Source organism: Streptococcus anginosus (assembly GCF_001697145.1).
Classification (GTDB): Bacteria; Bacillota; Bacilli; order Lactobacillales; family Streptococcaceae; genus Streptococcus; species Streptococcus hominis.
The window spans coordinates 1,683,608-1,696,678 of the sequence record NZ_CP012719.1; the positions used below are offsets into that span (position 1 = coordinate 1,683,608).

General features: G+C 42.3%; 13 protein-coding genes and 1 pseudogene. 5 read left to right on the plus strand and 9 right to left on the minus strand.

Going from position 1 to position 13,071, the window contains the following annotated elements:
• The first annotated feature begins 58 nt into the window (after positions 1–58).
• Together SanJ4206_RS08190 and SanJ4206_RS08195 are read left to right on the plus strand one after the other, a co-directional pair.
• Positions 59–1,003 (plus strand): magnesium transporter CorA family protein, encoded by a 945-nt coding sequence (locus SanJ4206_RS08190; protein ID WP_003026319.1) that lies wholly within the window; start codon positions 59–61, stop codon positions 1,001–1,003.
• Positions 1,004–1,018: 15 nt separating this feature from the next.
• Entirely contained in the window at positions 1,019–1,696 is a 678-nt protein-coding gene (locus SanJ4206_RS08195; RefSeq protein WP_004224566.1) for a DUF1129 domain-containing protein, read from the plus strand.
• Positions 1,697–1,876: 180 nt separating this feature from the next.
• Here SanJ4206_RS08195 and rpsR read toward each other — a convergent pair whose 3' ends face one another.
• From rpsR to rpsF, 3 genes are read right to left on the minus strand one after another with little or no spacing between them, the layout of a single operon-like run.
• Entirely contained in the window at positions 1,877–2,116 is a 240-nt protein-coding gene (gene rpsR / locus SanJ4206_RS08200; protein ID WP_000068664.1) for a 30S ribosomal protein S18, read from the minus strand.
• Positions 2,117–2,152: 36 nt separating this feature from the next.
• Positions 2,153–2,644, minus strand: coding sequence for a single-stranded DNA-binding protein (locus tag SanJ4206_RS08205; protein WP_003039831.1), 492 nt, complete (start codon positions 2,642–2,644; stop codon positions 2,153–2,155).
• Between the two features lie 11 nt (positions 2,645–2,655).
• On the minus strand, positions 2,656–2,946 hold the full coding sequence (gene rpsF / locus SanJ4206_RS08210) for a 30S ribosomal protein S6 (protein ID WP_157622107.1): 291 nt from the start codon (positions 2,944–2,946) through the stop codon (positions 2,656–2,658).
• Positions 2,947–3,213: 267 nt separating this feature from the next.
• Between rpsF and SanJ4206_RS08215 the strand changes: the two genes are divergently transcribed.
• From SanJ4206_RS08215 to SanJ4206_RS08225, 3 genes are read left to right on the plus strand one after another with little or no spacing between them, the layout of a single operon-like run.
• Positions 3,214–4,257, plus strand: a complete 1,044-nt coding sequence (locus tag SanJ4206_RS08215; RefSeq protein WP_004224559.1) for a bifunctional glycosyltransferase family 2/GtrA family protein — start codon at positions 3,214–3,216, stop codon at positions 4,255–4,257.
• Entirely contained in the window at positions 4,254–5,159 is a 906-nt protein-coding gene (locus SanJ4206_RS08220; RefSeq protein ID WP_004224557.1) for a phosphodiester glycosidase family protein, read from the plus strand. The genes SanJ4206_RS08215 and SanJ4206_RS08220 overlap by 4 nt, the downstream gene beginning before the upstream one ends.
• Positions 5,134–5,544, plus strand: coding sequence for a hypothetical protein (locus SanJ4206_RS08225; protein ID WP_022525324.1), 411 nt, complete (start codon positions 5,134–5,136; stop codon positions 5,542–5,544). The genes SanJ4206_RS08220 and SanJ4206_RS08225 overlap by 26 nt, the downstream gene beginning before the upstream one ends.
• 235 nt (positions 5,545–5,779) lie before the next feature.
• On the opposite strand, the gene SanJ4206_RS08230 is transcribed toward SanJ4206_RS08225, so the two are convergent.
• The 6 genes and pseudogenes from SanJ4206_RS08230 to metE form a co-directional block, all read right to left on the minus strand.
• Positions 5,780–6,382, minus strand: a complete 603-nt coding sequence (locus tag SanJ4206_RS08230; RefSeq protein WP_004224553.1) for a histidine phosphatase family protein — start codon at positions 6,380–6,382, stop codon at positions 5,780–5,782.
• A complete protein-coding gene (locus SanJ4206_RS08235; RefSeq protein ID WP_004224551.1) occupies positions 6,383–6,976 on the minus strand; it encodes a histidine phosphatase family protein in 594 nt (197 codons plus the stop codon). It abuts the gene before it with no gap.
• An 11-nt stretch (positions 6,977–6,987) separates the two neighbouring features.
• Positions 6,988–7,830: a Cof-type HAD-IIB family hydrolase gene (locus SanJ4206_RS08240; protein WP_004224548.1), complete on the minus strand. Its 843-nt coding sequence runs from the start codon at positions 7,828–7,830 to the stop codon at positions 6,988–6,990.
• A 12-nt stretch (positions 7,831–7,842) separates the two neighbouring features.
• A pseudogene (locus tag SanJ4206_RS08245) lies at positions 7,843–9,311 on the minus strand (glycoside hydrolase family 1 protein).
• 224 nt (positions 9,312–9,535) lie between these two features.
• Positions 9,536–10,390 carry a methylenetetrahydrofolate reductase [NAD(P)H] gene (gene metF, locus SanJ4206_RS08250; protein WP_004224536.1) on the minus strand — a complete coding sequence of 285 codons (855 nt, stop codon included), beginning with the start codon at positions 10,388–10,390 and terminating at the stop codon, positions 9,536–9,538.
• 338 nt (positions 10,391–10,728) lie between these two features.
• Complete coding sequence (gene metE, locus SanJ4206_RS08255; protein WP_022525326.1) at positions 10,729–12,978, minus strand: 5-methyltetrahydropteroyltriglutamate--homocysteine S-methyltransferase; 2,250 nt, start codon at positions 12,976–12,978, stop codon at positions 10,729–10,731.
• Between the last annotated feature and the right edge of the window lie 93 nt (positions 12,979–13,071).

The following is a 13,071-nucleotide window of genomic DNA, read 5'->3' on the forward strand; positions in this document are numbered from 1 at the left end:
AAAACTCGGAATTTTATAGTATAATAGTACGGTGTGCAAATAACTGAAGGAGGAAAACATGAAACAAGTCTTTCTATCAACAACAACTGAACTTAAAGAAATTGATACGCTTGAGTCGGGGACTTGGATCAATTTAGTCAACCCTTCTCAAAGTGAGTCTACTGAAATTGCCAACGCCTTTGACATTGATATTACGGACTTACGAGCACCCCTTGACGCAGAGGAAATGTCTCGTGTTACCATCGAAGATGAATATACCTTGATTATTGTGGATGTTCCAATTACAGAGGAGCGAAATAATCAGACTTACTATGTAACCATCCCTCTAGGGATTATTATTACCGAAGAGGCGATTATTACCACCTGTTTGGAAAAACTCCCTTTATTGGATATTTTTATCAATCGACGACTGCGTAATTTCTATACTTTCATGCGTTCGCGCTTTATTTTCCAAATTCTTTACCGAAACGCCGAGCTGTATTTGACAGCGCTGCGCTCCATTGACCGCAAGAGTGAGCAGATTGAAAGTCAACTGCACAAGTCCACTCGCAATGAAGAATTGATTGAACTCATGGAGCTTGAAAAAACGATTGTCTATTTCAAAGCGTCCTTAAAAACCAATGAGCGTGTGATTAAAAAATTAACTAGCGCTACAAGCAATATTAAGAAATATTTAGAAGATGAGGACTTGCTGGAAGATACACTCATCGAGACCCAGCAGGCGATTGAGATGGCAGATATTTATGGAAATATCTTGCACAGCATGACCGATACATTTGCTTCTATCATTTCAAATAATCAAAATAACATCATGAAAGCTCTGGCTTTGGTGACAATTGTCATGTCCATTCCAACCATGATTTTTTCAGCCTATGGAATGAACTTCAAAAACAATGACTTGCCACTCAACGGGGAACCGCACGCTTTTTGGATTATTATTTTTATCGCCTTTGCGATAAGTGTTTCTCTGACTGTTTACCTTATTCACAAAAAATTATTTTAATTAAAAGGAGATCTTATGACACAAGTTTCTTTGGATAAACTCAGCAAAAAGAATCAAGAATTCATCCGCATCGCAACCCATCAACTCATCAAAGATGGAAAGACAGACGAAGAAATTAAAGTTTTACTAGAAGAAATTATTCCCACGATTCTTGAAAATCAAGCAAAAGGAATTACCGCTCGCGGACTTTATGGAGCACCTACTGTTTGGGCAGCCAATTTCTCAGAAGCAAAACAAAAAGAAGCTCAGACCGTTCAAGAAAATACCAACCCTTATCTCATGATTATGGATGCTTTCTTATTTGTCTTTAGTTTATTTGCTATCTTAAATAGTAGTGTTAACTTATTCTCCAAAAATCCTAGCAATTATGGCGTTGTGACGATTGTACTTGGTAGCGCGGTGGGGGCACTCGTATTTTACGGAATGTACTACTTTATTTACCGTTTTTATTATGCTGACCAAGACCAAAGTCAAAAACCACCATTTTTCAAATCGCTTCTTATCATTTCAGCTGCTACGATTTTGTGGGCTGTTGTTCTTTACGGAACAACCTTCCTGTTGCCAGCAGTTTTAAATCCAAAACTGCCGAACTTATTTATCCTTGTGTTCGGTGGTGGAACGTTGGCACTGCGTTTCTATCTCAAAAAGAAATTCAATATCCGCAGTGCTTTAACCGCACCAAAACAACTTTAGTCATATTTTTATTAAAACATCCGCTTGTTTCAACAAGTGGATGTTTTGAATAAGATCTGATAAATATTTTTAGTAACCGTTTCAAACAATTTTGAGCATAAGAAAAGCAACCTATTTAGTTGCTGATTGAGTTTTAAAAAATGAGCATGATTTTATGAAATTCATGCTCATTTTTATATTTTAGTCTTCGTTTACGAAAGGCATCAAAGCCATTACGCGAGCGCGTTTGATAGCTGTTGTTACTTTACGTTGGTTTTTAGCTGAAGTTCCTGTTACACGACGAGGAAGGATTTTCCCACGTTCTGAAACGAAACGGCTAAGAAGCTCAGTATCTTTGTAATCAACATATTCAATCTTGTTTGCTGCGATGTAATCAACTTTTTTACGGCGTTTAAATCCGCCACGACGTTGTTGAGCCATGTTCTTTCTCCTTTATATATTTATTCTGTTTGTCCATTAAAATGGTAGATCGTCATCTGAGATATCCATTGGATTGGTATTCCCAAATGGATTTTCATCACGAGAAAAGTTGGGGACTTGGTTAACAGAAGTTGAGTTCCCAAAATTGGAAGATGAATTTCCGAAGTTATTAGAAGTATAGCTACCAGAAGATTGACCTTCACGGCTGGCACGGCTTTCTAACAATTGGAAATTATCAGCTACCACTTCTGTCACATAGACACGTTGACCTTGCTGATTTTCGTAGTTACGTGTCTGAATACGACCAGTAATTCCGATGAGGGCTCCTTTTTTAGCCCAATTTGCAAGATTTTCTGCCTGCTGACGCCAAATCACAACGTTGATAAAATCTGCTTCTCTCTCGCCACTTTGATTTTTAAAGTTGCGATTGACAGCAAGAGTAAAAGTTGCGACCGCTTGATTTTGCGGCGTATAGCGAAGTTCGGCATCTCGGGTCATCCGACCCACAAGTACAACGTTATTTATCATAGTAACCCTTCTTATGCGTCAAGTTTGACGATCATGTGACGAAGAATGTCAGCGTTGATTTTTGAAAGACGGTCAAATTCATTCAAAGCGACAGCATCTTCAGCTTCAACGTTCACGATGTGGTAAAGTCCTTCACGGAAATCTTGGTTTTCGTATGCAAGACGACGTTTTTCCCAGTCTTTTGATTCAACAACAGTTGCACCGTTGTCAGTCAAGATAGAGTCAAAGCGTGCTACCAAAGCGTTTTTTGCTTCTTCTTCAATGTTTGGACGAATAATATAAAGAATTTCGTATTTAGCCATTGATTTTTCCTCCTTTTGGTCTAATGACCCCCAGACATTGCAAGGGGTAAGTGAGGTTTTCTCACGAATAACTATTATACTAAACATTCTGGGAAATAGCAAGAAAAATTCGATTTTTGTTTTTGTAAAAAGCACAGTTTTTTCCTATACTCCATTACCCATTCCACTTCAAAACCTTAAAAAAAGCTGATATCAGTTAGTTTTAAGCTATGCTCTATATACTGTTGTGTAAATTTTCTATCACTTTTCTAAGAAAGGAGTAAACCCATGAACTATTTAGTCATTCCTGCTTACAAACCTGACCTTCATCTTATTCATTTGTTGCAAAAGGTGAAGGAAAAGAGCTCGCTGCAAATCATCGTGGTAAATGACGGCAGTCCAGCTAACGATGATTCCATTTTTCGAGAAGCACAGAAATATGCTACTATTCTATGCCATACAACAAATCAAGGGAAAGGGCAAGCGCTGAAAACAGCTTTTTCTTATATTGATTCCTTAGGTCAATATGGGGCAGTGGTCACAGCTGATGCAGACGGTCAACACAAACTTTGGGATATTTTCCGAGTGAGCAAAAAGGCTCAAGAAAACCCTAATCGGTTGATTTTGGGAACTCGATCTTTTTCTGGTAACGTTCCTTTACGTTCGGCTTTTGGAAATAAATTAACACGATTTCTGTTTAAGCAACAGACTGGTGTTTCCGTGACAGACACCCAAACAGGACTTCGTGGATTTACAACCAACATGATTCCATTTATGTTGAAGGTTGAAGGGCGGCGTTATGAATATGAAATGAATATGCTGCTAGCTGCTTCCAAAGAATACCCTATCATTGAAGTTCCAATTGAGACGGTTTATATCAATGACAATCAAGCTTCTCACTTTAGACCGGTACGAGACGGGCTTATGATTTATAAAGATATGTTTAAGTTTGCTCTCTCTTCAATTAGTAGTTTTTTGGTTGACTATATCGTCTATGCTCTCGCCCTCTTTGTGCTTGCTGCGGTACCAACTAGTCTCAAAATTTTACTGGCAAACGGAGTGGCTCGTGTCACGAGCTCGATTTTCAATTATTCCGCAAATAAAAAACTGGTCTTTAAAAATAAAGACAGTGTCGCCAAAACAGGGACTGGTTATTTCGGTTTAGCCTTGGGCCTGTTTATCCTTGACACCCTTTTGATTAGACTCTTTTATGCCAGCTTCGGTCTCAATTTGCTGATTGTTAAAATCCTTGTCGGCGCTCTACTTTTTTGCCTATCTTGGCTCGTGCAAAAAAAAATTATTTTCAAGGAAAGGACTCATACCTTATTATGAAATTATTTAAAAAATCCTATGCTTATGCCAGTCTCTTTGGTATTTTGCTAACAGGATCATTTACCTATTCAATGCTAAAAACCTTTGTCTTGTCAGAGTCTATTACAACTGTAAAATCTTCTTCAAGCTCGACAAGTACAACTGCTGCTAAAGCCACAACAAATGCTACAACGACTGATACGAGCTATAAAGACGATAATATTTCAGTAAAGATTACTACAAAAACCGTCAGCAACACGAAAGTGTACATTGCAGATATTACGGTCAGCTCGCCTGAATATCTCAAAACCGCTCTAGCGCAAAATACTTATGGAAATAACGTGACTGCTAAGACTTCTGTCACAGCAGCCAATAACAATGCCATTCTTGCTATCAACGGAGACTACTACGGAGCTAACACGACTGGCTATGTCATCCGTAACAGTGTTGTCTATCGAAATACCGTACGAGAAGATGCTAGCAACAGTGACTTAGCAATTTATAAAGATGGGAGCTTCGGAATTGTTTACGAAAATGATGTTTCTGCTGATGACTTGGTTAAAAAAGGTGTTGTAAACCTTCTCGCTTTTGGTCCAACTTTGGTTGAAAACGGTAAGATTGCTGTTTCAAGCAATTCGGAAGTGGGGCAATCCATGTCTTCCAATCCGCGTACAGCTATTGGAATGATTGACAAAAATCACTATATTATCGTTGTATCAGACGGTCGAACTTCAGAAAGCGCGGGACTTTCTCTCTATGAACTCGCAGAAGTTATGAAATCTTACGGGGTGAAAACAGCTTATAACCTTGACGGAGGAGGATCGTCTACTCTTTACTTCAATGGTAAGGTCATCAATAAACCAACAACAAACGGAACAATTTCAGAAAGGGCGGTGAGTGACATTGTCTACATCGGTTACTAAAGCAAGCAAGAAACGGTTCAAAAAGACAGCCGTTGTCTATGCCTTAATCACAATATTTTTCTTCATTTTTAGTCGTATTTACGAGCACTTCAGCTTTGGTGAGACTTCAGTTTATATGCATTATCTCTTTGGAGCGCCACTGGTAGGAGGGATGGTACTTCTGATTTTTCAAAAAATCATCCCCAATCTTTCACGGCTCAGTCTCAATCTTTGGAATTCCGCGGTTGCAACCATTGCTACTGGCGTTCTCTTTCGTGGCATTGTCAACCTGTCTGGACGCTCCACCACAATGGACCTCCCCTACTGGTACGTAGGAGTAGGACTTGCTGGATTAGCCCTACTCTCCATGATCTTCACCAGAAGCGTGTGGGTAACAGAAGAATAGCTTTTATAATATTGCAGATCTCGAAAAATTCTTCGAGATGTTTCGTAAAATACTTGAGCCCAGGATAGTTTACTAATGCAATCACCTACAGAAAAAGGAAATTTGAGAAAATTATATATAAAAAGAAAGAAAATGATGGTTTTGGTCATCATTTTCTTTCTTTTATTCAACTATTAAACAGCCACTCTATGCTATTTTCTCTATAAGAGATCAAACGATAATAAGTAAGTTGCCGTTACAAGTCATAGACCGTTTTAGCCAATGGGTCAATAACTTGTCGAAGCAGAAACTGGTCATTTTCATATTGGTAATGACAAATGGCACAGTTACTGAAATAAATATTAGGATCAGGCAAATAGCCTACTTTTAGATAAAAAGCCCACATAGCGCCACCGTGACTGACGACCAATGTTGGATTCTCAACAGCAGGCGTTTTTTTCATGACTTCTGTCAGAGAGGTCAGCATGCGTTCTCCTACTTGAGCCACATCTTCACCCCCATAAGGCACGTATAAATCTTCAAAAGACACCGCACCAGCTCGAAACTTGGGCTGCAATCTTTCTGGCTGAGCTTCAAAAAGTCCAAAATTCCACTCTTTCACCCCCTTGAGACGGGTGTAATCTGTTCGACCAGTCACAATTTCCAAGGTATCAGAAGCCCTCTCTTGAGTGGAAGAGTAGATACCGCCAAATTCAATGCCATTTTTCTCGAAAAAAGCTCGCGCTTGCTTGGCTTGCTCTATACCTAAATCAGTCAGCGGTGAATCATACACTCCCTGCACCAAGCCCTCTTGATTGAAAAAAGTCTGTCCATGCCGCATCAAATATAAATCTTTCATTTACGCTTCCTCCCAGCCGCTAAAATCGTGACCAATCACTTCTTCTAGGTAAAATTGGTCATGTTCAAAAGTAAACTTCAAAATACCACAATTTGTCATGTGACCCAACTCATCCAGTTGCCAATTATCTTTCCAAGCACGAGCAAAATTAGCCATAGCACCACCGTGAGATACCATGAGAACAGACTTGCCTTTCGTTTCTTGCATGAGCTGTAGGATGGTTGCAGCCGTGCGCTCTCGAACTTGGTCTTGAGATTCGCCACCATAGGTCACAAAAAAATCTTCATATGGCAAAGGAGGATTGAGGTCTTCACTTTCTCCTTCAAAGGTTCCAAAATTCCATTCCTTGAGGCCTTTAACTCGCTGATAAGGAAGACTACCATTTGTAACAATTTCTAAAGTATCGCAAGCTCGCTCAGATGTTGAGCTGTAAGCCGCATCAAACGTAATTGCTGCATTTTTAAAATATTGCCCAGCCACCTGAGCCTGATACACTCCTAAGTCCGTCAAAGGGGCGTCACACCAACCTTGAATCCGATGCCGCTTATTGAATAAAGTTTGCCCGTGTCGCATCAAATAAAGTGTTTTTGTCATAAAATATTCCTCTAAAGAAGTTCTAATTTTTCAAGGGCATTGTAGAGACCGTCCTCGGCCACATCATCTGTCACCATATCCGCCATGGCTAATATTTCTGGGCCGCCATTGCCCATAGAAACCCCAATTTGACAATATTCCAACATCGGAATGTCAATCTTGGCATCTCCAAAAGCAATTGTATCTTCTTTTTTTGCCCCCAAATACTCTAGCAGTACATCAATCGCATGTGCCTTCGTAATATCCTTAACTCCTAGATCGCCAAAGAGAGCTTCCTCTCCACGACCACCCCATGTACCAGCCTTGAGCTCTGGAAAAGCTTCCTTAGAGTCCAAGTGATCCTGATAAGAAGTGAGAATAAAGCTGATTTTATTCAGATCATCTCGGTAAAGCTCGCCACCAAAGACCATGCCGTGCATCACATCTTCAACCTCTTGATGTTCAACTTCCGCATCTGTTTTGCCTTTTTTCTTGGCATAAAGTTTCATGACCGGACGTGCTGCGTCACGAAAATGTTCACTAGCAAAGAGACCGTTGTTACTTTCTAAATAAAATTCCAATCCTCTCTCATGCAACCAGTCTACAACTCTCTTTTCCACTTCTAAAGGAATCAGCTGATGCATAATAACCTGGCCTTCATGCTCCACATAAGAACCATTCCCGCCAATCATACCGTCCAGACCAATATCCCAGATTTCCTGAGGCATTTCCGCCTTACTACGTCCCGTACAGACATAGATCAGATGCCCATTTTCCCGCGCCTGACGAATAGCCTGAATAGCGGATTCTGGAATGCGATTGTCATAATCCACCAAAGTTCCGTCTACATCTAAAAAGATAATTTTTCTGCTCATCTGTTGACCTTTCTATTCTTCTAAGGCTGCTGCCCCGTCTGTTTCAATCACTTTCTGGTACCAGAAGAAGGAATCCTTGCGGGAGCGGTCATAACTTCCATTTCCTTCATCATCTGCATCCACATAGATAAATCCATAGCGCTTGCTCATCTCAGAAGTGGAAGCAGAAACCAAGTCAATACAGCCCCAAGGCGTGTAACCCATAAGCTCCACTCCGTCCTCAATCGCTTCGTACATTTGCTTAATATGCGCCTTGAGATAATCGATTCGATAGTTGTCATGAATAGCACCATCTGCTTCTACCTTATCCAACGCTCCCAGACCATTTTCCACGATGAAAAGTAGCACTTGATAGCGGTCATAGAGCTTATTAAGGGTAATGCGCAGACCCACCGGGTCAATTTGCCAACCCCAATCAGAGGCTTCTAGATAAGGATTTTTTCACCCATTGAAAAATTACCAGCAGTCTTTTCACCAGATGCTTCCTCTTGAGCGCGTACCACAGAGGACATATAATAACTAAAGGACATGAAATCAACTGGGTATTGCGCCAAAAGCTCTAAGTCACCATCTTCTATCTGCAATTCAATGCCATTTTGTTTGAAAAAGCGTTGAGCATAACTTGGGTATTTCCCTCTGACTTGTACATCCGAGAAGAAAAGATTTTCATGGTCTTTCTGAATCTCCTCCATGACATCCAAAGGATTGCAGGTAGCCGCATAAGCTTGCATACGAGCAAGCATCATACCGACTTTGAAGTCTGGGTTGATTTCTCGCGCTGCTTTGACTGCTAAACTGCTAGCTACAAACTGGTGATGTGCTGCTTGATACAAGTCTTGGAAATTTTGTTTCCTGTCTTCAAAAAGCAGTCCGCCGCTAACATAGCCAGAAATGCCCATAATATTGATTTCATTAAATGTCAGCCAATATTTCACCTTATTTTTATAACGTTCAAAAACTGTCCACACATAGCACTCGAAAAAGCCAATAACTCGGCGATCCTTCCAGCCACCGTACTCTAATGCCAAATGAATCGGTGTCTCATAGTGTGATAACGTCACCAAAGGTTCAATGCCATATTTATTGAGTTCATCAAAAACTGCGTCATAGAAAGCCAAGCCTTCTTCATTAGGCTGGGTTTCATCTCCCTTGGGAAAAATTCGACTCCAAGCGATAGAGAGGCGGAAGGTTTTAAAGCCCATTTCCGCGAAAAGAGCAATATCTTCCTTGTAATGATGATAAAAGTCAGAGCCCCAGCGCTTAGGGTAGAGTCCTTCCTTGTCATTAAGAGCAGCTTCTACTTTTGCTTTGGTCATGGGCGCAGAGAAACCTTCTAAATTTTGACGTTCTTCAGGTCGCACTGCTTTAGCTGTACCAGATGTAGCCGGACCACGCCCACCTAAATTTCAGCCACCTTCATACTGATTGGCAGCAGTCGCACCACCCCATAAAAAGCCCTTCGGAAACCTTTTTTCTGTCATTTCATTCACCTCATTCTTTGATTACTTCTATTATACTCTTTTTTTGAAACCCTTTTCTTGTAGAATAGTCAGAGATAATGATACTATTCTTTCATTATTTAATATTTCCTATCTATCAGAAAACCAAAAAGAGCGCATTTTCAGCACTCTTTCAAAGTTTCTAGCTGCAACTGCAGAACAACAAAGGTCAGAACATCCTGTTCCCAAAACAAGTCAGGACATGCTTACTTATTAAAAAATGTATGCGTCGCTTGATAAATTCGATGAGCAGTATCGGAATTGTTCATCGTATATAAATGAACGCCTGCCACATCTTGAGTGACTAAGTCAACAATTTGGTCAATCGCATAAGCTAATCCTGCTGCTCTGAGCGACTCTGGATCGTGTTCATATTTATCTAGAATAGAGCAAAATTTTCGTGGTAAATAAATGTTTTCACAGGTTTTGAGCAAACGAAGAACCTGATTTCTGTTTAAAATCGGCATAATCCCTGCATGGATGGGCACTTCAATCCCTGCTAAGATACATTTATCTTGAAAATCGTAAAAGCTCTCATTATCAAAGAAAAGCTGTGTTAAAAGGCTGGAACAGCCGGCATCCACCTTCTTTTTGAGATTTTGGATATCTGAGATTTGATTGGGCGAGTCCGGATGACCTTCCGGATAGCAGGCCCCCACAATCTCAAAGTGAGGAGCTTCTTTCTTAATATACTCAATCAAATCTGTTGCATAGACGAAATCCTTTTGGGGCTCCACATCAGGGAGGATATCCCCTCTGAGTGCCAATACTTTATGAACACCTACCTTATCAAGTGCTGTCAGAGTTTCTGTAACCATTTCCTTAGTCAGATAAACCGCAGGCAGGTGAGCAATGGTCGGGATGTGCAGGTCATTGCGGATAAAGTCCGCCAGACGCACCGTCGTTTCTTCAATATTGAACTTATTATTACTCGCTGTAACACTGATGAAATGAGGCACCAGATCCTGCATTTCCTTCAGGGCCGCCATAATCTTTTCATTGCCTACTGCTGGATTGGGAGGAAATACTTCAAAAGAGAGAGACGGGCTTTGGATAGACATGTTTTACAATTCCTTTGCTAATACTCAATGAAAATCAAAATTAGACGCGAAAGCGAGTCGGTCAAACTCTTTGGGAAAGAGTTTGAGGTTGCAGATAAAGCAAACCTAGTTTGCATCAAAAGTACTGGAGTTACATAAGAGAAAAGCTTCGCTTTCTTTATTTGCAACCTCTCACAGTCTCCCAGACAGTTTTTGACAGGAACTGCATTCCCTTTATCCGCAACTTTCAACAGTCCACTGGACTGTTGAAACTGGCAAAGTATCATGTTGATTTTCGAAGAGTATAAGACAGCAAGGGCAGGTTCAGGTCCGCCCTTCTGTCAGCTCTTATTTTTTGATTAAAGTTTTTCACGCGCTGCCTTGGCTGCCTCTACCAGGCGGACCAGACTGGCCTTGGTTTCAGTAATGCCACGCGTTTTCAGACCGCAGTCAGGATTGATCCAGAGCTTGCAGTTCGGCACCTTGGTCAGGATGGCTTCGATGGTGTGGTCGATTTCCTCTTCATTTGGTACACGAGGAGAGTGGATATCGTAAACTCCAGGTCCCACTTCTGTCTGGAAGTTCTTGGCCTTGAGCTCATCCAGGATTTTCAGATTGGAGCGGCTGGCCTCAAAAGAGATGACATCCGCATCCATGTTGTCAATGGCCGGGATGATATCGGTAAACTCTGAGTAGCACATGTGGGTATGGATCTGGGTATTCGGTGCTACGGTAGAGTGGACCAGACGGAAGGCCGGAATAGCCCAGTCCAGATAGTCTTCATACCAGTCGCTACGACGGAGCGGCAGCTTTTCACGCAGGGCAGCTTCATCGATTTGGATAATCTTAACGCCGGCAGCTTCCAGGTCCAGAACTTCATCCTTGATGGCCAGGGCAATCTGCAGGGTAGAGTCCTTGATGGAAATATCTTCCCGTGGGAAGGACCAGTTGAGGATAGTTACAGGTCCCGTCAGCATTCCCTTAACCGGCTTATCGGTCCGGCTTTGAGCATAGCTGGACCATTTAACAGTAATCGGGTTGAGGCGGGTTACATCTCCCCAGATAATCGGCGGTTTCACCCCACGCATACCGTAGGATTGCACCCAGCCGTTCTTGGAGAAGAGGTAGCCGGACAGGTTTTGACCGAAGTATTCTACCATGTCATTGCGCTCGAATTCCCCGTGAACCAGAACATCAAAACCAACTTCTTCCTGCCACTTGATCCATTCGTCGATCTGCTCAGCCAGGAACTTGTCATAGTCTTCCTGGGACAGTTCTCCCTTGCGGAAGGCCAGGCGCTTGGCCCGAACTTCCTTGGTCTGAGGGAAGGAACCGATGGTTGTCGTCGGAAGGGCCGGCAGTTTGAAGGCTTCTTTCTGAATGGCTTCGCGTTCTGCGAAGGTCGGCAGACGAGTATAGTCTGCATCTGTCAATCCAGCGATACGAGTTGCCAATTCAGCATTTTGACCGACACGCTCTGTCGCAAAGAGTTCCTTATTGGCAGCCAGGGCTTCTGCTCCGCCACCATTGCGGATGGCATCTAGGTCCCGAAGCTCATTCAACTTCTCAGCCGCAAAGGCAAAGTGCTTGAGGATGGCTTCTTCAAAGTCTTCATTGGCTGTGGTGAAAGGTACATGCAGGAGGGAGCAAGAGCTGGTCAGCACAAGCTTTTCAGCCGGAATCTGCTTCAGGACAGCCAGGCTCTTTTCATAATTATTGCACCAGATATTCTTACCGTTGACAATCCCGACATAGAGGGTCTTGTCGGCCGGGAAGCCGGACTTGACCAGCTCCAAGGTTTTCTTGCCTTCGACGAAGTCCAGACCGATAGCGTCTACCGGCAGTTCGATCAAATCAGAGTAGATATCCCGAACATCGCCGAAATAGGTCTGAATCAGGACTTCCAGTCCCTTCTTGTCAGCCAGGATTTTCCTGTAGAGATCAAGGAAGAGGACCCTCTCTTCGGCGGACAGGTCCTTGACCAGGCTTGGCTCATCCAGCTGGATGCGCTCAGCTCCTAGGTCGGCCAATTTGGCAAAGACTTCCTGATAGGCCTTGGCCATGGCAGCCACAAACTGGGCAGCCTCTACCCCTTCTTCAAAGTCGGACAGCTGCAGAAGGGTAAAGGGACCTACCAGGACCGGACGGGTATCCAGGCCCAGTTCCTTGGCTTCCGCAAATTCATAAAAGATCTTGCTGCCGGACAATTTAACCTGAGTATCCTTTTCAAACTTAGGCACAATGTAGTGGTAGTTGGTGTTAAACCATTTTTTCATGGGCAGGGCACGTACGTCCCCTTTTTCTCCTTGATAGCCGCGGGCCAGGGCAAAATAACGCTCCAAATCAGACAGATCCAGGCCCTGAACAGAGGACGGCACTACGTTAAAGAGGAAGGCAGCATCCAAAACGTTATCATAGTGAGAAAAATCGTTGGACGGTACTTCTGTAATCCCGTGCTCTTTGACGATATTCCAGTGCTTGGCGCGCAGCTCCTTGGCAGCAGCCAGGAGTTCCTGAGCTGAAATTTCATTCCTAAAGTATTTTTCAGTTGTGAATTTTAATTCGCGGAATTCTCCCAAACGCGGGAAGCCAATAATCGTAGTTGACATAGTCATCCTCCAAAATTTCTTGTTGACACTATCTTAACAGAAAATCTAAGCTCTGTATAATTGGAATTTCTAGGAATCTTGTTATAGTTTTTA